Annotated in this window: 30 protein-coding genes; 7 read left to right on the top strand and 23 right to left on the bottom strand. The window is 68.6% G+C overall.

Annotation, left to right across the window (positions count from 1 at the left end; all coding sequences use genetic code 11):
* Window positions 1-7 precede the first annotated feature (7 nt).
* The 3 genes from ABQE89_RS12465 to ABQE89_RS12455 are packed head-to-tail and all read right to left on the bottom strand — an operon-like array spanning window position 8 to window position 1,641.
* On the bottom strand, window positions 8-820 hold the full coding sequence (locus tag ABQE89_RS12465; protein WP_448416864.1) for a mycofactocin-coupled SDR family oxidoreductase: 813 nt from the start codon (window positions 818-820) through the stop codon (window positions 8-10).
* Window positions 820-1,134: a putative quinol monooxygenase gene (locus tag ABQE89_RS12460; RefSeq protein ID WP_448416862.1), complete on the bottom strand. Its 315-nt coding sequence runs from the start codon at window positions 1,132-1,134 to the stop codon at window positions 820-822. Before ABQE89_RS12460 ends, ABQE89_RS12465 begins: the two co-directional genes overlap by 1 nt.
* Window positions 1,135-1,191: 57 nt before the next feature.
* Window positions 1,192-1,641 (bottom strand): DUF2834 domain-containing protein, encoded by a 450-nt coding sequence (locus ABQE89_RS12455; RefSeq protein WP_448416860.1) that lies wholly within the window; start codon window positions 1,639-1,641, stop codon window positions 1,192-1,194.
* Between ABQE89_RS12455 and ABQE89_RS12450 the strand changes: the two genes are divergently transcribed.
* Window positions 1,632-4,178: an FtsK/SpoIIIE family DNA translocase gene (locus tag ABQE89_RS12450; RefSeq protein ID WP_448416858.1), complete on the top strand. Its 2,547-nt coding sequence runs from the start codon at window positions 1,632-1,634 to the stop codon at window positions 4,176-4,178. The genes ABQE89_RS12455 and ABQE89_RS12450 overlap by 10 nt on opposite strands.
* 51 nt (window positions 4,179-4,229) lie before the next feature.
* Here the strand turns inward: ABQE89_RS12450 and ABQE89_RS12445 are convergent, their stop codons facing one another.
* Window positions 4,230-4,712, bottom strand: a complete 483-nt coding sequence (locus ABQE89_RS12445) for an amino-acid N-acetyltransferase (RefSeq protein WP_448417190.1) — start codon at window positions 4,710-4,712, stop codon at window positions 4,230-4,232.
* Window positions 4,713-4,775: 63 nt separating this feature from the next.
* On the opposite strand from ABQE89_RS12445, the gene pgsA reads away from it, so the two are divergent.
* From pgsA to pspM, 4 genes are all read left to right on the top strand, one after another.
* Complete coding sequence (gene pgsA / locus ABQE89_RS12440) at window positions 4,776-5,381, top strand: CDP-diacylglycerol--glycerol-3-phosphate 3-phosphatidyltransferase (protein WP_448416856.1); 606 nt, start codon at window positions 4,776-4,778, stop codon at window positions 5,379-5,381.
* 113 nt (window positions 5,382-5,494) lie between these two features.
* Complete coding sequence (gene clgR, locus ABQE89_RS12435) at window positions 5,495-5,827, top strand: transcriptional regulator ClgR (RefSeq protein WP_448416854.1); 333 nt, start codon at window positions 5,495-5,497, stop codon at window positions 5,825-5,827.
* A 118-nt stretch (window positions 5,828-5,945) separates the two neighbouring features.
* Complete coding sequence (gene pspA / locus ABQE89_RS12430; protein ID WP_448416852.1) at window positions 5,946-6,755, top strand: phage shock protein PspA; 810 nt, start codon at window positions 5,946-5,948, stop codon at window positions 6,753-6,755.
* Window positions 6,756-6,784: 29 nt separating this feature from the next.
* Window positions 6,785-7,603 (top strand): phage shock envelope stress response protein PspM, encoded by an 819-nt coding sequence (gene pspM / locus ABQE89_RS12425; protein WP_448416850.1) that lies wholly within the window; start codon window positions 6,785-6,787, stop codon window positions 7,601-7,603.
* A gap of 9 nt (window positions 7,604-7,612) precedes the next feature.
* Here pspM and ABQE89_RS12420 read toward each other — a convergent pair whose 3' ends face one another.
* Complete coding sequence (locus tag ABQE89_RS12420; protein WP_448416848.1) at window positions 7,613-8,023, bottom strand: DUF5313 domain-containing protein; 411 nt, start codon at window positions 8,021-8,023, stop codon at window positions 7,613-7,615.
* Window positions 8,024-8,026: 3 nt separating this feature from the next.
* Window positions 8,027-8,467, bottom strand: coding sequence for a limonene-1,2-epoxide hydrolase family protein (locus tag ABQE89_RS12415; RefSeq protein WP_448416846.1), 441 nt, complete (start codon window positions 8,465-8,467; stop codon window positions 8,027-8,029).
* A gap of 43 nt (window positions 8,468-8,510) precedes the next feature.
* Between ABQE89_RS12415 and ABQE89_RS12410 the strand changes: the two genes are divergently transcribed.
* Window positions 8,511-9,683 carry a glycosyltransferase gene (locus ABQE89_RS12410; RefSeq protein ID WP_448416844.1) on the top strand — a complete coding sequence of 391 codons (1,173 nt, stop codon included), beginning with the start codon at window positions 8,511-8,513 and terminating at the stop codon, window positions 9,681-9,683.
* A gap of 9 nt (window positions 9,684-9,692) precedes the next feature.
* A complete protein-coding gene (locus ABQE89_RS12405) occupies window positions 9,693-9,887 on the top strand; it encodes a DUF3046 domain-containing protein (RefSeq protein WP_448416842.1) in 195 nt (64 codons plus the stop codon).
* A 30-nt stretch (window positions 9,888-9,917) separates the two neighbouring features.
* Here ABQE89_RS12405 and hypD read toward each other — a convergent pair whose 3' ends face one another.
* From hypD to ABQE89_RS12320, 17 genes are all read right to left on the bottom strand, one after another.
* Window positions 9,918-11,042, bottom strand: coding sequence for a hydrogenase formation protein HypD (gene hypD / locus ABQE89_RS12400; RefSeq protein WP_448416840.1), 1,125 nt, complete (start codon window positions 11,040-11,042; stop codon window positions 9,918-9,920).
* 6 nt (window positions 11,043-11,048) lie between these two features.
* Window positions 11,049-11,321: a HypC/HybG/HupF family hydrogenase formation chaperone gene (locus tag ABQE89_RS12395; RefSeq protein ID WP_448416838.1), complete on the bottom strand. Its 273-nt coding sequence runs from the start codon at window positions 11,319-11,321 to the stop codon at window positions 11,049-11,051.
* 13 nt (window positions 11,322-11,334) lie between these two features.
* Window positions 11,335-12,420 carry a hydrogenase expression/formation protein HypE gene (gene hypE / locus ABQE89_RS12390; protein WP_448416836.1) on the bottom strand — a complete coding sequence of 362 codons (1,086 nt, stop codon included), beginning with the start codon at window positions 12,418-12,420 and terminating at the stop codon, window positions 11,335-11,337.
* Window positions 12,417-13,094, bottom strand: a complete 678-nt coding sequence (locus tag ABQE89_RS12385; protein ID WP_448416834.1) for a D-sedoheptulose-7-phosphate isomerase — start codon at window positions 13,092-13,094, stop codon at window positions 12,417-12,419. The genes hypE and ABQE89_RS12385 overlap by 4 nt, the downstream gene beginning before the upstream one ends.
* Entirely contained in the window at window positions 13,091-13,825 is a 735-nt protein-coding gene (locus ABQE89_RS12380) for a hydrogenase assembly protein HupF (protein ID WP_448416832.1), read from the bottom strand. The genes ABQE89_RS12385 and ABQE89_RS12380 overlap by 4 nt, the downstream gene beginning before the upstream one ends.
* Entirely contained in the window at window positions 13,825-14,022 is a 198-nt protein-coding gene (locus ABQE89_RS12375) for a hypothetical protein (protein WP_448416830.1), read from the bottom strand. The genes ABQE89_RS12380 and ABQE89_RS12375 overlap by 1 nt, the downstream gene beginning before the upstream one ends.
* Window positions 14,019-14,819 carry a DUF6390 family protein gene (locus tag ABQE89_RS12370; RefSeq protein WP_448416828.1) on the bottom strand — a complete coding sequence of 267 codons (801 nt, stop codon included), beginning with the start codon at window positions 14,817-14,819 and terminating at the stop codon, window positions 14,019-14,021. Before ABQE89_RS12370 ends, ABQE89_RS12375 begins: the two co-directional genes overlap by 4 nt.
* Window positions 14,820-14,824: 5 nt before the next feature.
* Window positions 14,825-17,110 carry a carbamoyltransferase HypF gene (gene hypF / locus ABQE89_RS12365; RefSeq protein ID WP_448416827.1) on the bottom strand — a complete coding sequence of 762 codons (2,286 nt, stop codon included), beginning with the start codon at window positions 17,108-17,110 and terminating at the stop codon, window positions 14,825-14,827.
* Entirely contained in the window at window positions 17,107-17,361 is a 255-nt protein-coding gene (locus ABQE89_RS12360) for a HypC/HybG/HupF family hydrogenase formation chaperone (RefSeq protein WP_448416825.1), read from the bottom strand. Before ABQE89_RS12360 ends, hypF begins: the two co-directional genes overlap by 4 nt.
* Window positions 17,362-17,364: 3 nt before the next feature.
* Window positions 17,365-17,853: a hydrogenase maturation protease gene (locus tag ABQE89_RS12355; protein WP_448417188.1), complete on the bottom strand. Its 489-nt coding sequence runs from the start codon at window positions 17,851-17,853 to the stop codon at window positions 17,365-17,367.
* Window positions 17,854-17,865: 12 nt separating this feature from the next.
* Entirely contained in the window at window positions 17,866-17,985 is a 120-nt protein-coding gene (locus ABQE89_RS12350; RefSeq protein ID WP_448416822.1) for a DUF6893 family small protein, read from the bottom strand.
* On the bottom strand, window positions 17,973-19,301 hold the full coding sequence (locus ABQE89_RS12345) for a hypothetical protein (protein WP_448416820.1): 1,329 nt from the start codon (window positions 19,299-19,301) through the stop codon (window positions 17,973-17,975). The genes ABQE89_RS12350 and ABQE89_RS12345 overlap by 13 nt, the downstream gene beginning before the upstream one ends.
* Window positions 19,298-19,942 carry a DUF6084 family protein gene (locus ABQE89_RS12340; RefSeq protein ID WP_448416818.1) on the bottom strand — a complete coding sequence of 215 codons (645 nt, stop codon included), beginning with the start codon at window positions 19,940-19,942 and terminating at the stop codon, window positions 19,298-19,300. Before ABQE89_RS12340 ends, ABQE89_RS12345 begins: the two co-directional genes overlap by 4 nt.
* Window positions 19,939-20,568, bottom strand: a complete 630-nt coding sequence (locus ABQE89_RS12335; protein ID WP_448416816.1) for a DUF5947 family protein — start codon at window positions 20,566-20,568, stop codon at window positions 19,939-19,941. The genes ABQE89_RS12340 and ABQE89_RS12335 overlap by 4 nt, the downstream gene beginning before the upstream one ends.
* A complete protein-coding gene (locus tag ABQE89_RS12330) occupies window positions 20,565-21,470 on the bottom strand; it encodes a NifU family protein (protein ID WP_448416814.1) in 906 nt (301 codons plus the stop codon). Before ABQE89_RS12330 ends, ABQE89_RS12335 begins: the two co-directional genes overlap by 4 nt.
* Window positions 21,471-21,473: 3 nt before the next feature.
* Window positions 21,474-23,270: a nickel-dependent hydrogenase large subunit gene (locus ABQE89_RS12325; protein ID WP_448416812.1), complete on the bottom strand. Its 1,797-nt coding sequence runs from the start codon at window positions 23,268-23,270 to the stop codon at window positions 21,474-21,476.
* A 90-nt stretch (window positions 23,271-23,360) separates the two neighbouring features.
* Window positions 23,361-24,416, bottom strand: coding sequence for an NADH-quinone oxidoreductase subunit B family protein (locus ABQE89_RS12320; RefSeq protein WP_448416810.1), 1,056 nt, complete (start codon window positions 24,414-24,416; stop codon window positions 23,361-23,363).
* Between the last annotated feature and the right edge of the window lie 48 nt (window positions 24,417-24,464).

The following is a 24,464-nucleotide window of genomic DNA, read 5'->3' as shown; positions in this document are numbered from 1 at the left end:
CGCCGCCTCAGCGTTTGTTGACCGAACCAGCGTCCACCGGCAGCGCCACACCGGTCACGTAGCGGGCCTCGTCGGAAACCAGCCACGCCACCGCGTTGGCGATGTCCTCGGGCTGCAACACCTGAACCGGCAGCGCGTTACCCATCTCCTGCGGAGTCTTCTCGGCGATGCTGCCCAGCCACGCGCGGGTGGCGTCGTTGTTGATCATCGGGGTGTCCACGCCGGTCGGATGCACCGAGTTCACCCGAATGCTGTGTGGTGCGAGAAGATTGGCGTAGATGCGCATCAATCCGACGATGCCGTGTTTGGCGGCGACATAGCCGAGCGCGCCGGGGTCGTCGCTGCCGACGCCGATCAGGCCGGCCACCGAACTGGTGAGCACCACCGACCCGCCACTGCCCTGCTCGACAAGGGTCGGGATCGCGACCTCGACGGTGTGGTGCACGCCGGTGAGGTTGACGTCGATGACGTCGCGCCAGCCGTTCGAACCCGACTGCATCGGGGCGATGCCGGCGTTGGCGATCACGATGTCGAGCCTGCCGAATTCGTCGAGACCGGCGCGCAGTGCCGTCGCCAACGCGTCCTGATCGCGGACATCGGCCTGCTGCGCGACAATTCGCGCCCCGGTCTCCTCGACCATCTTCACCGTGGCGGCCAGGTCGTCGGCCGTGGCCAGCGGGTAGGGGACCGACTCGATCTGATCGCAGATGTCGACTGCGATGACATCGGCGCCGTCGGCGGCCAGTCGGACCGCCTCCGCGCGGCCCTGCCCCCGCGCGGCCCCGGTGATGAACGCGACCTTGCCAGTGAGTGCGCTCATCAGGCCCGCAGTTGGCCCTTCGCCGGGTCGCCCGCCACCACGGGTTGCAGCATCTTGATGTCCGGCGCTCCGTCGAGATGCTCGCCGATCGTGCCGAACAGCGTCGCGACCGCGGGTGCGGTGCTGTGCGTCTGCAGCGCGTCGGCATCGGCCCACTGCTCGACGAACACGAAGGTGCCGTCGGCCTCGTGCAGCGCATACAGCTCGCACCCGGGCTCCTGGTGCACGGCCTCGATCGCCTTCTTGCACGCGTCGCGCACGAGATCCACGGACTCGGGTTTGGCGGTCATGGTGGCAACGACGACGACGGGCATAGGTGGGGCTCCTCGGTGGCGACCTGATGGACGAGTGCACAGCCTACTGCCCGGCGTTCACAGCACGTCGACCCAGATGACCATGGCCGCGATCACAAGCCCGACGACGGTCAGAGCGGCGAGATCGAACGGGCGAAACCGTGTCTTGTCCGAATCGGCAAGCCGCAATTCGCGCGCGATCAGGAACAGCGGAAAGGTGATGCTGACGGCGGTGAACGCCGACGCCACGATGTAGGCCCAGACGAACCTGACCGAGTGCTTGCGCGCCTCGGCCACCATCCAGATGGCCACCGGCAGGCTGAACAGGAACAGGTCGACCGTGATCGATCGGGCCGCCGGGTTGGCCTTGGTGTCGGTGAAGAACGCGACCAGGGGGTTCGCGTCGTCGAAGTAGGCCAGGTTCTGACTCCAGGTGGCCACCACTGCGGCGATCGCGATCGACGCGTACACCGCGCACAGCACCTTGCTCGAGGTCCGCAGGCCTTCTGCCTGCTCCGATGCGGTCATTGGGGCAGGTTACGGAAAGAATGCTCCCCAATCGGTACCTTTCTGTGACCCGTGTGGCAGATGGTGAATTTGGGGCGGTTGCGACTAGGCTTACCGGTATGGCTAGTAAGACCGTCGCCCGATCCGGTGCCCGTTCGAGCAGGTCAAAGGCCGGTTCCCGAGGCGGCCGCGGCGCAAGCCGAGCGCCCCGGCGCAGGCCCGCGTCGCGGCGCCAGTCCTCGGCGATCTCGTCGGCCGGCGCCACCGTCGGCCGCGGAGTGCGTGCGGGCTGGCTGATGCTGGCCAGGGGTGCTGGTACGACGGCCCGTTCCGTCGGCCGGGCACGCGACCTGGAACCCGGGCATCGCCGCGACGGGATCGCCCTGGCCCTGCTCGGCATCGCGGTGGTGATCGGCGCAAGTTCGTGGTTCGCCGCGGCCGGACCCGTCGGTGACTGGATCGACACGTTCCTGCGCAGCGTCATCGGCGCGTCGGTGGTGCTGGTGCCGATCGCACTCGTCGCCGTCGCGATCGTGCTGATGCGCACCGAACCCGACCCCGACGCCCGGCCGCGACTGATTCTCGGCACCGCGATGGTGGTGCTGCCCGCGCTCGGCCTGTGGCACCTGTGGGCGGGATCGCCGGAAGCCCCGTCCGCTCGCCAGCACGCCGCGGGCTTTGTCGGCTTCGCGATCGGCGGACCGCTCTCGGACGGGCTGACCGCGTGGATCGCCGCGCCACTGTTGTTCATCGGGGTGCTGTTCGGGGTGCTCCTGGTGACCGGCACCACGATTCGCGAGGTACCCGCCACCGTGCGGGCCATGTTCTCCACGCGCGGTTTCCGCGATCACGACGAGTACTACGACGACGAGCAGTACGCCGACCAGACCGACGACTTCTCCGACGGCTACTACGACGACCCGTCGGGCTACGGCGACGACGAGGCCCAGGCGTGGCCCACCAAGACGCCGATGGAGAACTATCCGATCGACGACGAAGCGCCCACAGTTCCCGAGCCGACCGCGCGCACCCGCAAGAAGAAGCCCGCCAAGAAGATGCAGGCGCTCGACCGCGTGGTGGAGGGCCCCTACACGCTGCCGTCGCTGGACCTGCTGGTCAACGGCGAGCCGCCGAAGCGCTATACCGCCACCAATGACCGGATGTCCGAAGCGATCTCGGAGGTGCTGCAGCAGTTCAAGGTCGACGCCGGCGTGACGGGCTGCACCCGCGGCCCGACCGTCACCCGCTACGAAGTGGAGCTCGGGCCCGGCGTGAAGGTGGAGAAGATCACCGCGCTGCAGAAGAACATCGCGTATGCGGTGGCCACCGACAGCGTGCGGATGCTCGCCCCGATCCCCGGCAAGTCCGCCGTCGGCATCGAGGTGCCCAATGTCGACCGGGAGATGGTGCGGCTGGCCGACGTGCTCACCGACCCGTCGACGCGGGCCGATCACCATCCGCTGGTGATCGCGTTGGGCAAAGACATTGAGGGCGAGTACATCTCGTGGAACCTCGCGAAGATGCCGCACCTGCTGGTGGCCGGCTCGACGGGTTCGGGCAAGTCGAGTTTCGTGAACTCGATGCTGATCTCGCTGTTGGCCCGCGCGACGCCCGAAGAGGTCAGGATGATCCTGATCGACCCGAAGATGGTGGAACTCACGCCGTATGAGGGCGTGCCGCATTTGATCACGCCGATCGTCACGCAGCCCAAGAAGGCGGCCGCCGCGTTGGCGTGGCTGGTCGAGGAGATGGAGCAGCGCTACCAGGACATGCAGGCCAGCCGGGTGCGTCACATCGACGACTTCAACGCGAAGGTGCGTTCCGGCGAGATCACCACTCCGCTGGGCAGTGAGCGCGAATACCGTCCGTACCCCTACATCGTCGCCATCGTCGACGAGCTGGCCGACCTGATGATGACCGCGCCGCGCGATGTGGAGGACGCCGTGGTGCGGATCACCCAGAAGGCCCGCGCCGCCGGCATCCACCTCGTGCTGGCCACGCAGCGGCCGTCGGTGGACGTCGTCACCGGGCTGATCAAGACGAACGTGCCGTCGCGGCTGGCGTTCGCCACCTCGTCACTGACCGACAGCCGGGTGATCCTCGACCAGCAAGGCGCCGAGCGGCTGATCGGCATGGGCGACGGGCTGTTCATCCCGATGGGCGCCAACCGGCCGATCCGGCTGCAGGGCGCCTACGTCAGCGACGAGGAGATCCACGCCGTCGTCAGCGCCTGCAAGGACCAGGCCGAACCCGACTACAACGAGGGCGTCACCGCGACGAAGACCACCAGTGACCGCTCCGACGTCGACCCCGACATCGGCGACGATATGGACGTCCTCCTGCAGGCGGTGGAATTGGTGGTGTCCAGCCAGTTCGGGTCGACGTCGATGCTGCAGCGCAAACTGCGTGTCGGCTTCGCCAAGGCCGGGCGGCTGATGGACCTGATGGAGACCCGCGGCATCGTCGGCCCCAGCGAGGGCTCCAAGGCGCGCGAGGTGTTGGTCAAGCCCGACGAGTTGGCGGCGACGCTGGCATCGATCCGGGGCGTCGAGTCGTAGCGATTTGTGTGCGTCTTGTTGCGCTGACTGCTCCTGAACGCACACAAATCGCTATAGCGTCAACAGCATTCGGGTGTTGCCGAGGATGTTGGGCTTGACGAAGGACAGGTCGAGGAATTCGGCGACGCCGGTGTCGTAGGACCGGCACATCTCCTCGTAGACCTCCGCGGTCACCGGGGTGCCGTCGATCTCCTCGAAGCCGTGCCGACGGAAGAAGTCGACCTCGAAGGTGAGCACGAAGATGCGTTCCAGACGCAACTCCCTGGCCACGTCCAGCAACCGTTGCACGATCGCGCCCCCGACGCCGCGGCCCTTGACCTTCGGATGCACCGCCACGGTGCGCACCTCGCCGAGATCCGACCACATCACGTGCAGCGCGCCGCAGCCGATGACTTCGCTGTCGAGTTCGGCGACCCAGAATTCCTGGACCGCTTCGTAGAGCGTCACCAGGTTCTTCTCCAGCAGGATTCGGCCGGCGTAGATGTCGACGAGCGACTTGATCGCGGGCACGTCGGAGGTGCGGGCACGCCGCACCACGACTTCGGCTGGTCTCACAGGTGCGACAGTATCGGTTTGAGCAACCGATATTCTGTTGCGGTGTCGGGCCAACCTCATATCGATCCGCTGGTCCCGCGCGCCCGCGTGGCGAACATCGCCAACTTCCTCACCGGCGTGCGGATGGCGTTGGTCCCCGTGTTCCTGGTTCTGCTGTTCGTCGGCGACGGTCACGAAACCTTCTGGCGGATAGCCGCATTCATCGTGTTCGCGATCGCGGTCATCACCGATCGGTTCGACGGTGCGCTTGCCCGCAGCTACGGCATGGTCACCGAGTTCGGGACACTGGCCGATCCCATCGCCGACAAGGCGCTGATCGGCGCGGCGCTGGTGGGACTCTCGCTGCTCGGCGACCTGCCGTGGTGGGTGACGGTGGTGATCATGGTCCGCGAGATCGGCATCACGGTCCTGCGGTTCGCGGTGCTGCGCCGCGGGGTCATCCCGGCCAGTCGCGGCGGCAAGCTCAAGACGCTTCTGCAGGCGGTCGCGATCGGGCTGTTCGTGCTGCCGCTGCACGCGCTACCGGGCCCGTGGCTGATCAGCGCGTGGGTGATCATGTGGGCGGCCCTGGTGCTGACGGTGATCACCGGGGTGGATTACGTCGTCTCGGCGATCCGCGACGCGCGCGAACCCGCGGCCGGCCGATGAGTCGAACCCGCAGCTCGAGGGGCCGATCTCGGCGATGTGGTCGATCCGGGAACCATTGCGGGCGCGGATAGCGTTGCCCTATTACGAGCCCGCGAGGACTGAAGGAGGCCACGATGACGGCATTGCTGCGCGAGGTGATCGGCGACGTGCTTCGTCGGGCCCGCACCGAACAGGGGCGCACCCTGCGCGAGGTGTCCGACACCGCCCGCGTCAGCCTGGGCTACCTCTCGGAGGTCGAGCGTGGCCGCAAGGAGGCCTCCAGCGAACTGCTCAGCGCGATCTGCGGGGCGCTGGACATCCCGCTCTCGCAGGTGCTCAGCGACGCCGGTGACGAGTTGGCGCGTGCCGAACACGCCGCGGCCACCCACGAGGCGGCCAGCGCCGCCCACATCGACGAGGCCACCAAGGTCGTCATTCCGCAGGTCGTGTCGATGGCGATGGCCTGAGCCCGCATCGAGCCGGTTGTGGGTGCGACGGTCCGCACTGAACCGATAGATTGGGCAGCACGGGAAGCCGCGGCCGGCAGGCCGACACACATACCGATACGAAGGCTGGAGTGAACCCATGGCCAATCCGTTCGTGAAGGCGTGGCGCTACCTGATGGCGCTGTTCAGCTCGAAGGTCGACGAGTACGCCGATCCGAAGGTGCAGATCCAGCAGGCCATCGAGGAGGCCCAGCGCCAGCATCAGGCGCTCACCCAGCAGGCCGCCCAGGTGATCGGCAACCAGCGCCAGCTCGAGATGCGCCTGAACCGTCAGCTCGCCGACATCGAGAAGCTCCAGGTCAATGTGCGCCAGGCGTTGACGCTGGCCGACCAGGCCACCGCGGCCGGCGACACCGCCAAGGCCACCGAGTACAACAACGCCGCCGAGGCGTTCGCCGCGCAGTTGGTCACCGCCGAGCAGAGCGTCGAGGACCTCAAGGTCCTGCACGACCAGTCGCTGCAGGCCGCGGTGCAGGCCAAGAAGGCCGTCGAGCAGAACGCGATGATGCTGCAGCAGAAGATCGCCGAGCGCACCAAGCTGCTCTCCCAGCTCGAGCAGGCCAAGATGCAGGAGCAGGTGAGCGCCTCGCTGCGGTCGATGAGCGACCTCGCCGCGCCGGGCAACACCCCGAGCCTCGACGAGGTGCGCGACAAGATCGAGCGCCGCTACGCCAACGCGATGGGTTCGGCCGAGCTGGCCCAGAACTCGGTGCAGGGCCGGATGCTCGAGGTGCAACAGGCCAGCGTCCAGATGGCGGGCCACTCGCGGCTGGAGCAGATCCGCGCGTCCATGCGCGGGGAGCAGCTGCCCGCGGGCGACAACCAGGCGGCGACGCCGGCCAGCCCGGCCACCAATCAGGCGACACCGGAAAACCCGCTGTCGCAATGACTTTGACATTGGACTTGTAGGTATCAGTCGTGGGTGCGCGTACGGGTCGGCCGGAAGCCTGGCGGTCGCTGGTGCAACGTGGGGTCGACACCGCCGCGGAGTGGTCCGACGTGCTGGCCGAGAAGCTGAACGCCGCAGCCGACCCGCGGGCGAAGCTGCTCCGTAAACGGCGCTGGGCGCTGCGGCTCGCAGTGTTCTTCACGGTCTCGTGCGTGTTCTGGATCGGGGTGACCGGCCTGCTGTCGACCTGGGAGCTGCCGTTCTGGGCGCTGTTCATCCCCGCGCCGATCGCTGTCGGTGCGGCCTTCCTGGCGACGCTGACATTCCTGCGCTACCGGTGGCTGCGCCGCGAACCGCTGCCGCCGCCGCGGTCGCGGGCCACCCGTCGGCTGCCGCCGTGGGGCTCGGCGGCCCGCCAGCCGATGGCGGCGCTGGCCACCTCCGAACGCGGGCTGTTCTCGTTGCTGGGCGTGATGGAGCGCGGACGTCTGCTGCCCGCCGACGAGATTCGTGAGCTGACCGCGGCGGCCAACCAGACCGCGGCGACCATGGCCGCCACCGCCGACGAGGTGGTGTCGATGGAACGCGCTGTGCGCGCCGCACCGCAGTCAAGCGCCCATCTGACGCCCACCATCGGCGCCTTCGCCGCGCAACTCGAGCACGGCGCCCGTCAGTACAACCAGATGGTCACCGCCGCGGCGCAACTGGTGTCGGCGGCCAACGCCGGGCCGATGTCGAGTTCACCGATGTCGCAGCAGCGCTGTCGCGACGAACTGACCACCGCCACCGATCGGCTGATGGGATGGGCGCAGGCGTTCGGTGAGTTGAGCCACATCCGCGGCGCCTGACCCGTCGGCTCAGATGTCGTGCGAGCTCGGCGGCCCCGTGCGTGGGCCGAAGCGTTCGATGTAGGCCTGGTGCACCTGGGCCTTCTTCTGCCGCGGGATCTCGTCGACCAGGGCCGGGTCGAGTCCGTGTTTGGCCAGCATGTGGCGCCGCCACACCTTGTTGAGTGCGTGTGAGAAGTAGACGAACGGGATCAGGATCGGCAGCGTCATCGACAGGTGCACGTACAGCGACGTCGGAATCAACCAGAGCGGGGCCACCACCACGAACGCCGGGATGAAGACCCGGACCATCATGCGGATGGTTGCGCCCTTGCCGGCCAGATCCTCGCGGACCCAGTCGCGCATCGAGTCCGGCAACCGTTTTCCGAAGCAGTAACCGATGTATTGCCACGGGTTGGGGCGTGTACGTGTGCCGCTCATGCCCTACATGGTAGGTCGCAGCGAAGGGAACACCGTTGCCGCTATCCCGCGCACCGTGGCCTTGAGGAAGTCGAACATGTCGAAATAATCCCGCCACAACGTGATCCGTCCGGCGTGCACTTCGAACACCCCGCACACCCAGAACTGGATCCGCACCGGGCCGAAGACCAGCGCGTCGGTGCGTTCGGTCAGCACGTGGTTGCCCTCGGCGGCGATGCGGTGGAACTTCACCTCGAAGTCGTATCGGCCCTGTGCGCGCCGCACCATGTCCACGATGCGTTGGCGCCCGCGGATTGTGGGCAAGCCCACGTTCTGCCACGCGATGTCGTCGGCCATCAGCCGGTCGAAGGTCTCGAAATCCTCGTCCTGCAGGGCGTAGAGAAAGGTCTCCACCGTCCGCACGTTTTCCACGTCTGTTCTCAGCCCCGAAGCCTGGTCGGTCATGGCCTTCAGCCTAGTGCGCCGGCGCTGTGGCAGGGTAGACGCAATGCGCGTCGCGGTGGTTGCCGGCCCCGATCCCGGGCACGCGTTCCCGGCGATCGCGCTGTGTCTTCGCTTCCTGGCCGCCGGTGACGTCCCGACGTTGTTCACCGGGGTGGAATGGCTGGACACCGCGAAGGCGGCCGGCGTCGCGGCCGCGGAGCTTCTGGGCCTCGATCCCACCGATATCGACGACGACGCCGACGCCGGGGCCAAGATTCATCAGCGGGCGGCCCGGATGGCGGTGCTCAACGCGCCGCTGATCGCCGATCTGGCCCCCGACCTGGTGGTTTCGGATGTGATCACCGCGGCGGGCGGACTGGCCGCCGAACTGCTGGGCATCGGGTGGATCGAGCTCAGTCCCCATCCGCTCTATCTCCCGTCCAGGGGGCTGCCCCCGATCGGCAGCGGGTTGGCGCTGGGCGTGGGCGTCGGCGGCCGACTGCGTGACATGACGATGCGCGCGCTGACCGCCCGTTCGTGGCGGCAGGGGCTGCGGCAGAGGGCGACCGCCCGCGTCGGCATCGGTTTGCCCGCCGACGATCCCGGCCCGCTGCGACGGCTGATCGCCACCCTGCCCGCGCTGGAGGTGCCGCGCCCGGACTGGCCGGCGGAGGCCGTGGTGGTGGGTCCGCTGCATTTCGAGCCGACGGCCTCGCAGCTCGACGTCCCCGCCGGCGAGGGTCCGGTGGTGCTCATCGCGCCGTCGACGGCGACCACCGGCGCCCGCGGTGTGGTCGAGGTCGCGCTCGAGGCGCTCACACCGGGGCGGACGCTGCCTTCGGGATCTCGGCTGGTGGTGTCGCGGCTGCACGGTCCCGACGTGGCGGTGCCGCCGTGGGCAGTGGTCGGCCTGGGTCGTCAGGACGACTTGCTGAAAACGGCCGACGTGGTGATCTGCGGCGGCGGGCACGGCATCGTGTCCAAGTCGCTGCTCGCCGGTGTGCCGCTGGTCGTGGTGCCCGGCGGCGGGGATCAATGGGAGATCTCGAATCGCGTGGTGCGACAAGGTAGTGCGCAGCTCGTGCGGCCGTTGACCGCGTCGACGTTGACGGCGGCGGTGGGGGAGGTGTTGTCGTCGCCTCGTCACCGGGAGGCCGCCCGCGCGGCGGGCGCGTCGGTGACGCAGGTGGCAGATCCGGTACGGGTGTGCCACGAAGCGGTCGGGGCGCCCGCGTAGGTTGGCGCTGTGCGGTTGACGGAATTCCACGAACTCGTCGAGACGCAGTTCGGGCCGATGCGAGCGGCGTCGTTGCTGGTCGACTACGTTCTCACCGAACTGGGCGGGCGCACCGCGGCCCAGGCCATCGAAGACGGCGTGGACCCACGTGCCGTGTGGCGGGCGCTGTGCAGGGATTTCGACGTGCCGCGCGACCAGTGGTAGCCCCGAGTGTGCTGCAGTTTCGAAGCGCTGCTAACCCTGCCGCAGCAACTGGGCGGTTTCCCGGTGGAGTCGGCCGAAGTTGTAGTAGGCGGCGCACGCGCCCTCCGACGACACCATGCAGGTGCCGATCGGCGTCTCCGGCGTGCAGGCGGTGCCGAACACCTTGCACTCCCACGGTTTGATCACGCCCTTGAGCACCTCACCGCACTGGCAGGCCTTCGGGTCGGCGACCCGCACCCCCGGCATCTCGAAGAGGCGCTCGGCGTCGAACTCGGCATAGTCGGGGTGGATCCGCAGCGCACTCTGTGAGATGAACCCCAGCCCGCGCCATTCGAAATGCGGGCGCAGTTCGAAGGTCTCGGCCATCAGCTTCAACGCCTGTGTGTTGCCCTCCGGCCGCACCACCCGGGTGTACTGGTTCTCCACCTCGCAGCGGCCGTCGCGGATCTGCCGCAGCAGCATGTGTACCGACGCGAGGATGTCGAGTGGTTCGAATCCCGCCACCACCAACGGTTTTGCGTACACCTCGGGCACGAATCGGTAGGGCCGCAGTCCGACCACGGTGGAGACATGGCCGGGTCCGAGGAACCCGGACAGCCGCAGATCGGGGGACTCCAGTATCGCCTTGATCGGCGGGACGATCGTGACATGATTGCAGAACACGCTGAAGTTCGTCACACCGAGACGGCGGGCACGCACCAGCGTCACCGCGGTCGACGGCGCCGTGGTCTCGAACCCGACCGCGAAGAACACCACATGGCGGTCGGGGTTGTCGACGGCCAGTTTGAGCGCGTCCAGCGGTGAGTAGACGAACCGCACATCGGCGCCGCGGGCCTTGGCCTCGATCAGGTTGCCCTTCGATCCGGGCACCCGCATCATGTCGCCGAACGTGGTGAACGTGACGCCGGGTTGCTCGGCCAGCCACATCGCGTCGTCGACGCGGCCCATCGGGATCACACACACCGGGCAGCCGGGGCCGTGCACCAACTCGACCGATGCGGGCAGCAGATGTTCGATGCCGTGGCGATAGATGGTGTGGGTGTGGCCGCCGCAGACCTCCATGAACTTGAACTCGTCGGTGCCGGCGAGTTCGGTGATGGATCTCACCAGCGCCCGCGCGGCGGCCGGATCGCGGAATTCGTCAACGAATCTCATTGTGTGTCATCCGATCTCCGAGGCGTTGAACGCCTCGATCTCGTTGAAGTAGTCGGCGCCCATCTTCTGCACCTGGTCGAGGGTGATCGCCGCCTCGCGTTCGTCGATCTTTGCCATCGCGAACCCGACATGGACCAGCACCCAGTCGCCGACGTGCAGGCCGTCGTCGGCCAGCAGGCGCACGCTGATGTTGCGGCGTACACCGTTGACGTCGACCTTGGCCAGATGTGCTTCCGCGTCGACGATGTCGACGACCTGACCCGGAATGCCAAGACACATCGCGGTTCTCCTCTCAGCAGATTCGTGGCAGCGGATCGCCGACCAGCATGTCGACGATCCGGCTGCCCCCGAACGACGTACGCAGCGCGACGATCCCGGCCGGCTCGGGGACGATGTCACCGACGACGGCGGCCCGCGTGCCCAGTCGATGGCTGCGCATCGCGGCGACGGCGTCATCAGCCTCCTGGGCGGCGACGATCGCGACGAACTTGCCCTCGTTGGCGACGTACAGCGGGTCGATACCGAGCAGGTCGCACGCCCCGAGCACCTGCGGTTGCACCGGTAGTCGGTCCTCGTCGAGGATCAGCGCGAACGGTGCGTCACGGACCAGTTCGTTGCACACTGTGCCGACTCCGCCGCGGGTGGCGTCGCGCATCCACCGTGTCGACGGCGCCGCCGCCAGTAACACCTCGACGAGCCCGTTGACCGGTGCGGTGTCCGAGGCGATGTCGGCGTCGATGGCGAGGTCGCCGCGCGCCAGCATGACCGCCATGCCGTGCTCACCGATGCTGCCGGACACCAGCACCTTGTCGCCGGGCCCGACCCGATCACGCGCCAGTCGGCGGCCGTCGGGAATCACCCCGACGCCGGTGGTGGTGATGTAGAGGCCGTCGGCCGCGCCCCTGCCCACCACCTTGGTGTCGCCGGTGACGATCTGCACGCCGGCGTGGGCCGCGGATTCGCCCATGTCGGCGACGATCTCGCGCAGTTCGGCGATCGGGAAGCCCTCCTCGATGACGAACCCGGCCGACAGCCACCGCGGCAGGGCCCCGCAGACCGCCAGGTCGTTGACCGTGCCGTGAACCGCCAGCTGCCCGATCGAACCACCCGGGAAGCGCAGTGGCTGAACGACATACGAATCAGTGGAGAACGCCAGCCGATCACCTGACGGGGTCTGCAGCGCCGCGGCGTCGCCGAGCTGCTCGAGCTGCTCGTTGCGGAACGCCTCGAGGAACACCGCGTCCACCAGTGCGGCCGACGTCTTGCCGCCCGCGCCGTGGGCCAGGGTCACCACCTCGTCGAGCAGTCGTGGGCGGCGCTGCCGGAACTTGTCGATGCGGTCCAGGACGCGGTCTTCGCGCGCGGTGTCGGCGGTCATGACGCCGCCGCGTCGGGCTGACGGGTCATGTGCTGCTGAACCACCGACCACAGCCGGTATCCGAGGATCGCGTGGCTTTCCTGAATGCGGTGGATGCTCTGAGAACGCACCGTGAAGCAATGGTCCAGCTCGTCGGCGGCGGCCATCCGGCCCCCGTCGTGTCCGGAGAACCCGATGCTCAACAGGCCGCGCCGGTGGGCCTCGGCGATCGCGGTCATCAGGTCCTCGGAGTTGCCGGAGGTCGACAACGCGATCACCACATCGCGCTCACGCGCGTGAGCGATGATCTGGCGTTTGAAGATCAGGTCGAACCCGACGTCGTTGCCCAGTGCGGTCACCACGGCCTCGTCGGCCGCCAGCGACCACGCCGGGACCGGTCGGCCCCGTGCCGGACGGCTGAACAGTGACGCGAGCGTGGCGGCGTCGGTGGAACTGCCGCCGTTACCCAGCGTGTAGAGGCGTCCGCCGGTGCGGAACCGGTCGGCCATCGCGGTGCCGGCCGCGGTCAGCGCGTCGGCGTATTCGGCCAGCGACTCCCGTTGCAGGCGGGCGCTTTCGGCGGCCTTGGCCCGCGCGGAGGCGGCCAGGTCGTCCAGCAGGGCCGCCGCGTCGGTCTCCTCGGATTCGATGAACGGGTAGAGAAACCCGGTGGATTCGGTGTCGTCGCCGGTCATCGGTTCGTCTCCAGTCGCGTCAGCGCCGCCCCGGCGTGCACCACCACCAGGTCGCCGGGGGACACGTCGCCGAGGATTGTCACGTCGACCCACTCCTCGCCGGCGGCCGTGCGCACCAGTGCCGGTGCCGTCGGCTCCGTCGGGCCGCAGAGGACTTCGCCCAGCCTGCCCTCGTCGCTGCATGTCACGCACGTGTCCTGCGCGCAGTCCTCGACACCGGTCTTGAGCAGCCCGGGGTGCTCGAAGCAGACATGGGTGAGCTCCCAGAGCAGGTGATAGAGCAACACGAACCTGCCGGTCGCCGGCACCATCGGGTCATCGGAGTCGATCCACAGCACGTGGTCGGCCGCGCCGGCGGGCGGGCGCGGTCCCGACCCGATCCACAGCGTGCGCACACCCCACGCCGGCGCCCGCCGCATCGCGTCGATCACCGCGGGCTCGTCGGCGGAGGCCACCGCGAGCAGCAGATCGCCGCTACTGCCGGCGACGCGGGCCTGCGCGACCGGATCGGGTTCGACGAGCGCGACCGACGGCAGCGCGCGTTTACCCACGATCACCGGATGAACGAACTCGACCGCGACGTGGTGGGCGTGCGGCTCCCACTGCGGCGAGATCACCCACAGGGTCGCGCCGCGGTGAAAGCGGCGGGCCAGATCCAGTGCGGCCGAGGCGAGATCGCCGGCCAGATCGGCGTCGAGAACCGCCTGACCGGGCTGCGCCGAGACGGTCATCAACCGCCCCCTTTGTCTTCGTCGGGGTCGGCGCCGCCGTGCGCACTGTGGTCGGGCACGGTCTCGTCGCCGCGGTAGGTTCCCGACGGTCGGTCGGCGGGGCCGCCGGAGGGTTGGTCGGAACCGGTGTCGCGGGAACCTGGCGCGCCCCGCTCTTCCTGGGGCTCCTGGGACGGGTTGTCGCCGGACGTGGTCATGAGATCTCCTGTGGATCGGGGGGATGTGGGGTCGTTCGCGGTTGTCGCAACCTGGTCTCCTTTCGGGCGGCATTGATCAGGTCCAAGGTCGCCTGCGTCGCGGTCGCGAGCGCCTCGGTCTCCGTGTCGGTCAGGCGGTCACACAGCCAGTCCCAGTGCGCGGCCACCAGGTCGCCGGGCCGTGGATCGGCGACCAATGCCACCCCGTCCCTGCGCCATCGCACGTGTTCGACGACCGGGTCGGCAAGTGCGAGCGCGCCGCCGGTGAACCTCAGTGGCGCCGAGATCAGCGCGGCGTGGTCTCCGGCCACCGATTCGACGGTGCCCCAACGGATCCGGCACTGGTGCAATACGCCCATCGCGGTCGTGGCGTCACGGTCGAGGAACCGCACCCACGGGTAGACCGCGAAGACGTGAAAACTGTGGTGGGCCAGCACTCCGGCCGCCGGTGCCAGGTCGGCGAGTGCCCCGGTGACCTGGCCGGTGAATGCCCGGCGCAGCGTGTGCAGCAGCGTCGCCGGGTCGACGTCGGCCAGCAGTGCCCCACCGACCCAGTAGTTGCGCACCACGTCGGCGTCGAGCGGGTCGGTGACGCCCGCGGCGGTGGCCAGCGCGCTGAGGTAGGGCCAGGTGCCGTCGAACTCGCGTGCGTGTGCGGCGACCTCGCCGGGGTTGTCGCCACGCAGCAGCACCGAGGCGTCGGCCGGCCCGCAGTAGCCGAGTTCGTTGGGTGGGTACGCGTAGCGGGCGAACATCGCGTGGCCGGCGGGCAGTCGCTGTACGGGGGTCACGGTCATCGTCCTCACCCCGCGTTCCCGATCAGCAACTGGCCCAGCGCGATGCCGCCGTCGTTGGGCGGAACCCGACGGTGACTGAGCGCCTCGAACCCGGCGCCCCGCAGCCCGGCCAGCGTCGACCTCAGCAGCAGCGTGTTCTGAAACACCCCGCCCGACAACGCCACCCGATGTGTGCCGGCGTCGGCGACGGCAAGTTCGACGATCAGCGCGGCGACGGCGTGGTGGAACCGGGCGCCGATGACGGCCTGCGGCACGTCTGCGGCCAGATCGGCCAGAATGGCGGCCAGCACCGGGGCCGGATCGATCAGGGCGGGCAGCGCGCGGTCGTCGATCTCGAACGCGTAGGCGCCCACCCCGCGGCCCGTGTCGCGGCAGATGCCCTCGAGTTCGATGGCGGCCTGGGCCTCGTAGTCCACCACCTGACGGACACCGACCAGCGCCGACACGGCGTCGAACAAGCGCCCCATGCTGGAGGTCGACACGCAACCGATCCCCGTCTCGAGTTGGCTTCGCAGCGCGCGACGTTCGTCGCCGGGGCAGGCCCGCACCGGGGCCAGCCCCTCGCGCCACGGCAGGCCCGCCGCCCACAGGTGCGAGAGCGCCATCCGGTACGGCCGGATGATGCTGGTGTCGCCGCCCGCCATCGGTACGTACTTCAGGTGCGCGATCCGCTCGAAGCCCTTGTAGTCGGCCAGCAGCACCTCGCCGCCCCAGACCGCGCCGTCGGTGCCGAAACCCGTACCGTCGAACGCGAACCCGAGCACCCGCTCGGCCCCGTCCAGGCCGTGCTCGGCCATCACGGCGGCGATGTGGGCGTGGTGGTGGGCGACCTCGCGGACAGGACGCCCGGCCGCGTGGCGGTACGCCCAGCCAGTCGACCGGTAGTGCGGATGGGCGTCGACCACAAGCACTTCGGGCTCGACCCCGGTCAGCTCCCGCAGATGCCGCTGGGCAGAGTCGAACGCGGACACGGTGGCCAGGTCGTCCATGTCGCCGATGTGCTGGCTGAGCCAGGCGTATCCGCCCTCGCCGACGGCCATGGTGTTCTTCAGGTCAGCGCCGACCGCCAGCGTCGGCGGCACCGAGACCGGTAGGGCGATCGGCAGCGGGGCGTAGCCGCGGGAACGCCGGATCGGCTGCTCGTCGCCGTTCACACCGACCCGCACGACCGAGTCGTCACAGGGCACCCGGATCTGCCTGTCGTGCATCAACCAGCCGTCGGCCAGCCGCGAGAGCCGCTGCAACGCGTCGTCATCGGTGAAGCAGATCGGTTCGCCGCCCAGGTTGCCCGACGTCATCACCGTCACCTGCGGGCCTGGCGGATCATCGGGCAGGCCGAACAACAGCGCGTGCAGCGGCGTGTAGGCCAGCATGACGCCGAGGTCGGGATTGTGCGGCGCGACCTCCTCGACGACCGGGGCGTCGGCACGGCGCGGCAACAACACGATCGGCCGCTGCGGTCCGGACAGCACCCGCGCGGCGGCGTCGTCAACCTCGACGATGCTCTGCGCCGTGGCGAGGTCGGGCACCATCACCGCGAACGGCTTGTCGCCACGGCGCTTTCGGGTGCGCAGGACGGTCACCGCGTGGGCATCAGCGGCGTCACAGGCGAGGTGGTATCCGCCGACACCCTTGACCGCCAGCACGCCGCCCTCGCGTAGCAGCAGGCGGGCCGCGGTCAGGCCGGCCTCTCCGTCGACGGTCTGACCCGCCCGGTCCCGATAGCGCAGGGTCGGCCCGCAGTGCGGACAGCACACCGGTTGGGCGTGGAAGCGGCGATCGGCCGGGTCGGCGTATTCGCGGGCGCATTCGGCGCACATCGCGAACGGCGCCATCGTGGTGGTGTCGCGGTCATAGGGCAGCGCGGTGATGATGGTGAACCGGGGGCCGCAGTTGGTGCAGTTGACGAACGCGTGCCGGAACCGCCGGTCGGCCGGATCCCGCTGTTCGGCCGCGCATTGGGCGCACATCGCCACATCGGGCGACGCCATGGTGCGGCCGCCGCCCGTGTGCGACGTGTCGGCGATGCTGAAGCCGGTGCCGCCGGCCGGCGGGATCTCGTGGCACCGGACTTCGTCGACCACGGCCAGCGGCGGCGGGTCGTCGCCCAGCCGGCGCAGGAACTCGTCGATATCCGTTTGGGCGCCCTCGATCTCGATGATCGCACCGGTGCTGTCGTTGCGGACCGACCCGGACAGGCCGAGCGCGGCCGCCGTCGTGTACACGAAGGGCCTGAACCCGACGCCCTGGACGACGCCGCGCACGCAGACCCGCAGCCTGCGTCTGGTCACGGCGGATCCTCGCGGTGCAGGCCCCTGCCGAGCAGTTCGAGCCCGGCCATGGCGGCCTCGGCGCCGGCCCTGTCGGTCTTCTCGACCACGAAGCCCATGTGGATGATCACCCAGTCGCCGGGGGAGAAGGTCTGTCCGTCCAGCATGCCGACGTTGACCTTGCGCTGTTCGCCCGCGACGTCGACCAGCGCGAGTTGGTCGCCGTAGCCGGCGAGCATCCCCACGACCTGACCGGGTATTCCCAGACACATCGCTCAGCCCGCCTTCGCGGGTTGGGTCAGCAGGTCGGCGACCACCTCTTGGACCGCGCGCACCGCGCCGGGCACCGCCGCGGCCACCGGTGCGGACAGCCCGATGCCCTCCTCGACGGTGGCGGCCTGACAGCCGATCACGACGGTGCGCGGCGGTGCGCCACCCAGCGCGGTCAGGCTCGCGAACACCGCGGCCGGATCCATCGCGTGCGCGTCCAGTCCGGCAACCCGCGACAGGCGGTCGTGGTCGGCCTCGAAGACGCGCAGCGCGCCCGGGGTGCCACGGTTCGGCAACGCGTCGACGAGCACCAGCGCGTGGCAACCGTCGAGCAGGTCGTATGCCAGATGAACGCCGCGAATTCCATAGTCGCGCAGTCTGACTCGTTCAGAACCAAGCTCCGGTGGCACACGACGCATGACCTCGGGGCCGAAGCCGTCGTCGCCGAGGAAGATGTTGCCGATACCGGCTACCAGGATGTCGGACGTGATGATCTCCTCTCGTCGCTACATGCGCCGGATCTGCATGTAGCGCCGAAGATCGGGAAGCGACCGCGCGCCGAGCACGACCGCGCCGAGCACAATCACACCCGCCAGCACGGTGGCGGCCCAACCTACTGCTTGCATGATGCATTCCTTTCCTCGAGCGGTTCGATCTCGTCGGGCGAGAAGTACAGGTACCGCCCGTACCAGTCGTGCAGGTCGGCGGCCGGATCGTCGGCGAGCACCACGCCCACCTGTCGGTCACCGTCGACGGTTTCGTGCACCGAGGTCACTTCGGCGACTCGGTCGGCGAAGAACAGGTCCTGCGCGTCCGCCCGCCGCGACGGGCGCAGCCTGACCCGGCTGCCGCGCCGGACCGCGACACCGTTGACCAGCACCGCGTCGATTTCCGGCCGGACAGCGTTGTCCGCCTGGGGTTCCCACCAACCGACGCCGTCGGGCACCTCCGGAATCAACCCGTGGGGGTCTCGCAGCACGCCGTGAAGGTCCAGCATCGCTTCCGGTGTCATCGCGTCGCAGCGGTCGATGATCTGCGCGGCCAGCGCATCGGTGGCCCGTGCGGCGGCCTTCTCCGCGTCGGTCATCGTCATCACCCGCAGGGTCAGGATCTCGTCGATCTCGGTCGAGTCGTACAGCGCGCCCTTGCTCTGTGCGGCGATCTCGGGGTGGTCGTAGAGGATGATCGGGGAGACCAGGACCAGATTGGTCGCCCCTGCGGGCCCCGTGAGCACCGGGAAGCACCGGTGCTGGCAGCAGTTGGCCGCCGCGGCGGCCGCGGACGGCGGCGGCTCCAACAGCGAGACGAACTCACCGTCGCCGACCTCGAGCAGCAGGTGCGTGCCGATCAACGAGGAGGCGATCGCGCCGTACTTGTCGGCGGCCGGTCGCCCGGTGTTGCGTACCGTCGCGGACAGGCGCAGCAGCCCGTCTGCGGGGGTGACGGACACGCCGAGTTCGGCGTGCAGGGCGCGGCGGGTTCGCACCAGCCTGCCTCCACTGACCCTCTCGACCTCGCTGCCGTCGCCGACAGCGACCGGAATGATGTGTGGTTCAACCAGGTTGGCCATCGGGACCGGGCCGAAGGCAATCTCACACTCCACGGCCTCGTCCCAACTCAGCCACGACTGTCCCGCCGAGGTGAGTTCGTCGACCGGTGCGTAGCGGCCGCCGCCGAGGTCGCGTTCGACGCTGCGGTGCTGCAACTGCAGGAACCTCACCACACCGCGGATCGTCGCGGCCCCGTGCGCACGCACGAGCAGCTGCGACGACAGGGTGTCGCTCTCGCCGATCCCCGCGGCTTCGGCACCCTCGGGCCCGAGCACGCCGAATTGCCAGCGGGACTGGTTCTTTCCCGACGTAGCCCGGTACGGGTACAGGAGATACCCCTCGTAGAGCACCGCGTCGGCGACCGCGCGGGCCTGCGCCCAGTCGGCGCTCACCGGAGTTCCCCCGCGGTGTGGTCGGCCAGCATCGAGGTGATCGCGTCGTCGAAGGACAGCAGTCCACGCGCCGAGCGGTAAGCGGCCAGCGCTTCGACGGTGTCGCGGTGCAACCGCAGCCACCCTGCGTTCGGGTAGTGCTGCTGCATCAGCGCACGCCACACGGCCACCGGGAGGTCGTAGCGGTCCTCGCGGTCCCACGGCACCTGTTCGACCGCGAAGCCGCGCGCGCCCCGGGTGAACACCGTTCCGCTGAACAGGAACTGCAGCGGCACGGCGCCGTCCCGCAACGCGTGCAGATACTTCGCCGAGGCCACCTCGAAGTCGTAGGTGCACTCCAGCGGCAGGTTCACCTCGGTGGTGCCGGAGAAACCGGGCACCATCGCGCCGGTGTGTTGCCACAGGAAGGTGTGCTGACTGTTCGCCCAGCGCTCGCGCGCGCCGAACAGATCGATGAGCCCGTCGGCCTCGCCATCGGAGTAGCCCCGCCGCAGCGGGTCGATGCGGACCTGGCAGCGCAGCGCGATGGCGTGCACCGGATCGTCGCCGACCGCGGCCACGCCGATGCGGGCGGTGAGCAACGGCGTCACCGCGTACGGCTCCGGTGCCACCTCCAGCACGGCGAACGTCACTTCGGTCATCGCGGTATCACCTTTGCGCGGTCGTCGAGCGCGGTGAAGAACTCCGCCATGAAGTCGGCCGCGTCGCGGCCCCCGTCGAAGCCCCGCCACAGCATCCGCAGCCTGCCGACGAATTCGTAGCAGGCGTCGATCGGCAGCAGGTGACACGTCGGTGCGCCGGCGCGGTCCTCGGGCACCCGGATGAGAAGCGCCTCGGTGTCGTCGGTGAGCATGTCGATCCGCGGGTCCGTGGCGCGAACGTCGCTCCACGCGGCCAGGTCCAGTTCGGATTCGGTGGCGCCGGCCGGGCCCGGATAGAACGCCACCGTCCGGTCGAGCGCGGAGTTGCGGAAGAAGAACGCCAGCCCGACCGGTATCTGAAGGGTTTCCCACCGTCGCCGGTCGACGGCGAAGTCGGCGAACGCCAGATAGCGGTCGGGCACCGCGCGGTAGCGCAGTTCGGCGTGCGCGTCGGTGAACAACAGATAGCAGCCGCGGCACACACACATCAGTTGGCGGCCCTCGACGTTGACCACGTGCTGGTGCTCGTCGCCGATCGGTTCGGAGCACATCTCGCACCGCTCACCGGGTTCCGGCTCGACGCGATTGGCGCGGATCCGGGCGAGGACGTCGTAGGCGTTGGTCATGCCATCTCCGCGCGTTCCTCGATGGCCACCGCCATCGCCGGCACGCCGTCGCGGGTGAGAAGCGGCACCGGTTCCAGGCGTCCGGCACCGTCCAGTCCGACGCCCGCGCGCACCACGTCGTAGCGGGACCCGCAGCGCGGGCAGGCCAACTCGTGGTGGCGCAGCACCGCGCCCGCCATCGACACCGTGCAGGCCGGGCACCGGTCGCGGTAGGCGTAGAACTCGTCGCCCACCCGAGCGGCCAGCACCGCGCTGCCCGCGACCAGGAACCCGCCGACCCCACCCGGGTCGAGATCGGCCAGTTCGGGCACCGGGGTCCACGGGGTGGAGTGACTGCCGTCGGTGTGCAGCCGACGGAACAACGCCTGCGCCGGAATCAGTTCCGCCGCCGGTGCCGCCGCGACCACCTCGATCGAACTGATCTCCGGGGCGGCGGCGCGCAGCGCATCCTCGACCGCCAGCTCCAACGTAACCGCCGAGGACGGGCAGGACTTGCAGCTGCCGTCGAACCGCAGCCGCACCACCGGGTTGTCCGGGTCGCCGGCGATCTCGAGCAGTTCGATATCGCCGCCGTGCGACCCGAGGTAGGGCCGTACGGTGTCGAGCGCATCGGCGACGCGCCGCTGCACACTGTGCGGGTGCAGGCCGTGCACAACAAGCATGCTGGCGACGAGATCGTCGGCGATCAGCCGGTCCTCGACCCCTGTCCCGGTCTCCTGGCAGATCCGCAGGATACGTTGCAGCGCAGCGCCGTAGAGATCGGTGACCTCACGCACCAGTTGTTCGGCACGCGCACGCGCCGTCGCGCCCGCCGATGAGCTGGCGTCGAGCAGGGTCTGGATCCGATCGCCCGCCGTGCGCCATTGCGTGTCGTCTTCGAGGTGGTCCGGCGCGGGCGGCATGTGCTATTCCCCGGTGAGCGACTGGGTCGGTGAGTGCAGCAGATCCAGCGACTTGCCCTTGCCGAGGTACATGTGCACCCCGCACGGCAGACACGGGTCGAAGCTGCGCACGGTGCGCATGATGTCGATGCCCTTGAAATCCTCGCGGCCGTTCTCCTCGAAGATCGGCTGGCCCTGCACCGCATCCTCATACGGACCCGGAGTGCCGTAGCTGTCCCGCGGGTTGGCGTTCCACGGCGTGGGCGGATACGGATGGTAATTGGCGATCTTGCCGTCGCGGATCACCATGTGGTGGCTGAGCACCCCGCGCACCGCCTCGGTGAAACCGCAACCGATGCCCTCGTCGGGCACCTCGAAGCGCTCCCAGGTCTTGGTGTTGCCCGCCCGGATCTCGGTGAGCGCCTTCTCGGCGAAGTGCAGCGCGCACGCCGCGGCGTAGGCCTGGAAGTAGGTGCGGGCGCGGTTGCGCTCGATGGTGTTGCTGCCGTATTGCGGGATCTTCCACTCGAGTTCGACCGGGCCCTTCAGCGCGGTCTTGGGCAGATTGATCTGCACGCTGTGACCGGTCGACTTGACGTAGCCGATGTCGACGAGATTGGCCAGCGCGGTCGACCACAGCCGCGCCAGCGGACCGCCGCCGGTGTCCAGCGCCAGATGGTCGCTGCCGTCGAACCATCGTGGCGACATCACCCAGCTGTAGTTCTCGTCGAAGTCGCGCTTCTGCGGCTTGGGGTTGGTGTGCTGGTTCCACGGGTGGCGCCGATCCACCGGGTTGCCCAGCGGATCGGTCTTGACGAACATCTCCTGATCGGTCCAGTCGTCGTAGTAGCTGTGGCCCAACAGGATCCGGATGCCGAGGTTGATGTCGACCAGCGATGTCGTCACCAGCTTGCCGTCGACGACGACACCGGGTGTGACGAACATCTTGCGGCCCCAGTCCGCCATGTCCTGATAGGCGAAGTTGCAATGCTCGGGGTCCTGGAACGAACCCCAGCAGCCCAGCAGGGTGCGGCGCAGCCCGACCTGGTCGTAGCCGGGCAGCGCCTCGTAGAAGAAGTCGAACAGGTCGTCGTGCATCGGGACGACCTTCTTCATGAACTCGACGTAGCGCATCAGCCGCGTCATGTAGTCGGTCATCAGCTGCACGGTGGCGGTCACCCCGATGCCGCCCGGATACAGCGTCGAGGGGTGCACGTGCCGACCCTCCATGAGGCAGAACATCTCCCGGGTCCACCTGCTGACCTGCAACGCCTCCCGGTAGAACTCCCCGGTGAACGGGTTGAGCGCGCGCATGATGTCGGCGATGGTGCGGTAACCGTGCATGTCGGCGTGCGGGGCCTCGGTGTTCTCCGCCTTGGCCAGCACGCTCGGGTTGGTCTCGGAGACCATCTTCTCGCAGTAGTCCACACCGACCAGGTTCTCCTGGAAGATGTTGTGGTCGAACATGTATTCCGCGGCCTCGCCGAGATTGATCAGCCACTCACCCAGATGCGGTGGGCGCACACCGTAGGCCATGTTCTGCGTGTAGCACGAGCAGGTGGCGTGGTTGTCACCGCAGATGCCGCAGATGCGGCTGGTGATGAAATGCGCGTCGCGCGGGTCCTTGCCCTTCATGAAGATCGAGTAGCCGCGGAAGATCGACGACGTGCTGTGGCACTGCACGACTTCGCGGTTGTCGAAGTCGATCTTGGTGTAGATGCCGAGGCTGCCCACGATGCGGGTGATGGGATCCCACGCCATTTCCACGAGTTGGCCGGGGTCGCGCTTGACGTGGGACGGCTCGGGGATGGTGGTTGTCATCGATCTTCTTCTCTCTGGGGTTGATGCACTGCGCCACTGGGCGATACGAGGCTTGGTCGACGATCGCCGGGCGTAGGGAACCGCCCGCCCCTACCAGGTGCGGGTGGCTCCGGTTTCGAGTTTGGTGCCCGGATGCCGCCAGCGCGGCTCCTTGTCGACGGTGCGGCCGGTGACGTTTCGCAGACCGCGGATCACCGAGCCGTACAGTCCGGACACGGTCGAGGAGACCAGTGCGCCGGGGGGTTCGTCCATGAACGGCATGAACTTGTCCGGGAAGCCCGGCATGGTGCAGCCGATGCAGATCCCGCCGACGTTCGGGCAGCCGCCGACGCCGTTGATCCAGCCTCGTTTCGGCACATTGCACTTCACCACCGGACCCCAACAGCCCAGTTTCACAATGCATTTCGGCGATCCGTATTCGGTCGCGAAATCGCCCTGCTCGTAGTAGCCGGCCCGGTCACACCCCTCGTGTACGGACTGACCGAACAGCCACTTCGGGCGAAGCGCATCGTCGAGCGGAATCATCGGCGCCTGCTCGGTCGCCATGTAGAGCAGGTAGGTGAGGGTCTCGGCGAGGTTGTCCGGATGTATCGGGCAACCGGGCACGCAGACGATCGGGATGCCCGCCTTGCTCTTCCAGTCCCACCCGAGATAGTCGGGCACGCCCATGGCGCCGGTGGGATTGCCTGCCATGGCGTGGATTCCGCCGTAGGTGGCGCAGGTGCCGACGGCGACCACCGCGGTGGCCTTGGGGGTCAACCGGTCGAGCCATTCACTGGTGGTCATCGGCTGACCGGTGGCGGGATCGTTGCCGAAACCGCACCAGTACCCCTCGTTCTTGATCTGCTCGTTGGGAATCGAACCCTCCACAACCAGCACGAACGGCTCCAACTCCCCGCGATCGGCCTTGAAGAACCACTCCAGGAAGTCGTCGGCGCCCCCGTTCGGTCCGCACTCGAAATCGATCAGGGGCCAATGGACGGCGATCTTGGGTAGACCGGGAAGCGCGCCGAGCGCGATCTCCTCGATGCTGGGCTGTGTGGCGGCAGTCAGCGCCACAGAATCACCGTCACAACTTAAACCGGCATTGATCCACAGAACGTGGATCAACGTCTCTTCTGCTTTGACTGCGGCCTCCGTCGGCATGTGTCACAGCTTTCCGGGGTCGGGGCTGGCGACCCCCGGTTGAGACTC

The sequence above is a fragment of the Mycolicibacterium sp. XJ1819 genome (genome assembly GCF_053483675.1).
This window is presented reverse-complemented; position numbering and strand designations above follow the sequence as displayed.

Coding starts and splice junctions, on each gene's coding strand:
- ABQE89_RS12465 (WP_448416864.1), bottom strand. CDS start 820: ATGAGCGCACTCACTGGCAAGGTCGCGTTCATCACCGGGGCCGCGCGG.
- ABQE89_RS12460 (WP_448416862.1), bottom strand. CDS start 1,134: ATGCCCGTCGTCGTCGTTGCCACCATGACCGCCAAACCCGAGTCCGTG.
- ABQE89_RS12450 (WP_448416858.1), top strand. CDS start 1,632: ATGCGGTCATTGGGGCAGGTTACGGAAAGAATGCTCCCCAATCGGTAC.
- ABQE89_RS12455 (WP_448416860.1), bottom strand. CDS start 1,641: ATGACCGCATCGGAGCAGGCAGAAGGCCTGCGGACCTCGAGCAAGGTG.
- clgR (WP_448416854.1), top strand. CDS start 5,495: ATGACGGCATTGCTGCGCGAGGTGATCGGCGACGTGCTTCGTCGGGCC.
- pspA (WP_448416852.1), top strand. CDS start 5,946: ATGGCCAATCCGTTCGTGAAGGCGTGGCGCTACCTGATGGCGCTGTTC.
- ABQE89_RS12420 (WP_448416848.1), bottom strand. CDS start 8,023: ATGAGCGGCACACGTACACGCCCCAACCCGTGGCAATACATCGGTTAC.
- ABQE89_RS12415 (WP_448416846.1), bottom strand. CDS start 8,467: ATGACCGACCAGGCTTCGGGGCTGAGAACAGACGTGGAAAACGTGCGG.
- ABQE89_RS12410 (WP_448416844.1), top strand. CDS start 8,511: ATGCGCGTCGCGGTGGTTGCCGGCCCCGATCCCGGGCACGCGTTCCCG.
- hypD (WP_448416840.1), bottom strand. CDS start 11,042: ATGAGATTCGTTGACGAATTCCGCGATCCGGCCGCCGCGCGGGCGCTG.
- ABQE89_RS12395 (WP_448416838.1), bottom strand. CDS start 11,321: ATGTGTCTTGGCATTCCGGGTCAGGTCGTCGACATCGTCGACGCGGAA.
- hypE (WP_448416836.1), bottom strand. CDS start 12,420: ATGACCGCCGACACCGCGCGCGAAGACCGCGTCCTGGACCGCATCGAC.
- ABQE89_RS12385 (WP_448416834.1), bottom strand. CDS start 13,094: ATGACCGGCGACGACACCGAATCCACCGGGTTTCTCTACCCGTTCATC.
- ABQE89_RS12380 (WP_448416832.1), bottom strand. CDS start 13,825: ATGACCGTCTCGGCGCAGCCCGGTCAGGCGGTTCTCGACGCCGATCTG.
- ABQE89_RS12375 (WP_448416830.1), bottom strand. CDS start 14,022: ATGACCACGTCCGGCGACAACCCGTCCCAGGAGCCCCAGGAAGAGCGG.
- ABQE89_RS12370 (WP_448416828.1), bottom strand. CDS start 14,819: ATGACCGTGACCCCCGTACAGCGACTGCCCGCCGGCCACGCGATGTTC.
- ABQE89_RS12360 (WP_448416825.1), bottom strand. CDS start 17,361: ATGTGTCTGGGAATACCCGGTCAGGTCGTGGGGATGCTCGCCGGCTAC.
- ABQE89_RS12350 (WP_448416822.1), bottom strand. CDS start 17,985: ATGCAAGCAGTAGGTTGGGCCGCCACCGTGCTGGCGGGTGTGATTGTG.
- ABQE89_RS12340 (WP_448416818.1), bottom strand. CDS start 19,942: ATGACCGAAGTGACGTTCGCCGTGCTGGAGGTGGCACCGGAGCCGTAC.
- ABQE89_RS12335 (WP_448416816.1), bottom strand. CDS start 20,568: ATGACCAACGCCTACGACGTCCTCGCCCGGATCCGCGCCAATCGCGTC.
- ABQE89_RS12330 (WP_448416814.1), bottom strand. CDS start 21,470: ATGCCGCCCGCGCCGGACCACCTCGAAGACGACACGCAATGGCGCACG.
- ABQE89_RS12325 (WP_448416812.1), bottom strand. CDS start 23,270: ATGACAACCACCATCCCCGAGCCGTCCCACGTCAAGCGCGACCCCGGC.
- ABQE89_RS12320 (WP_448416810.1), bottom strand. CDS start 24,416: ATGCCGACGGAGGCCGCAGTCAAAGCAGAAGAGACGTTGATCCACGTT.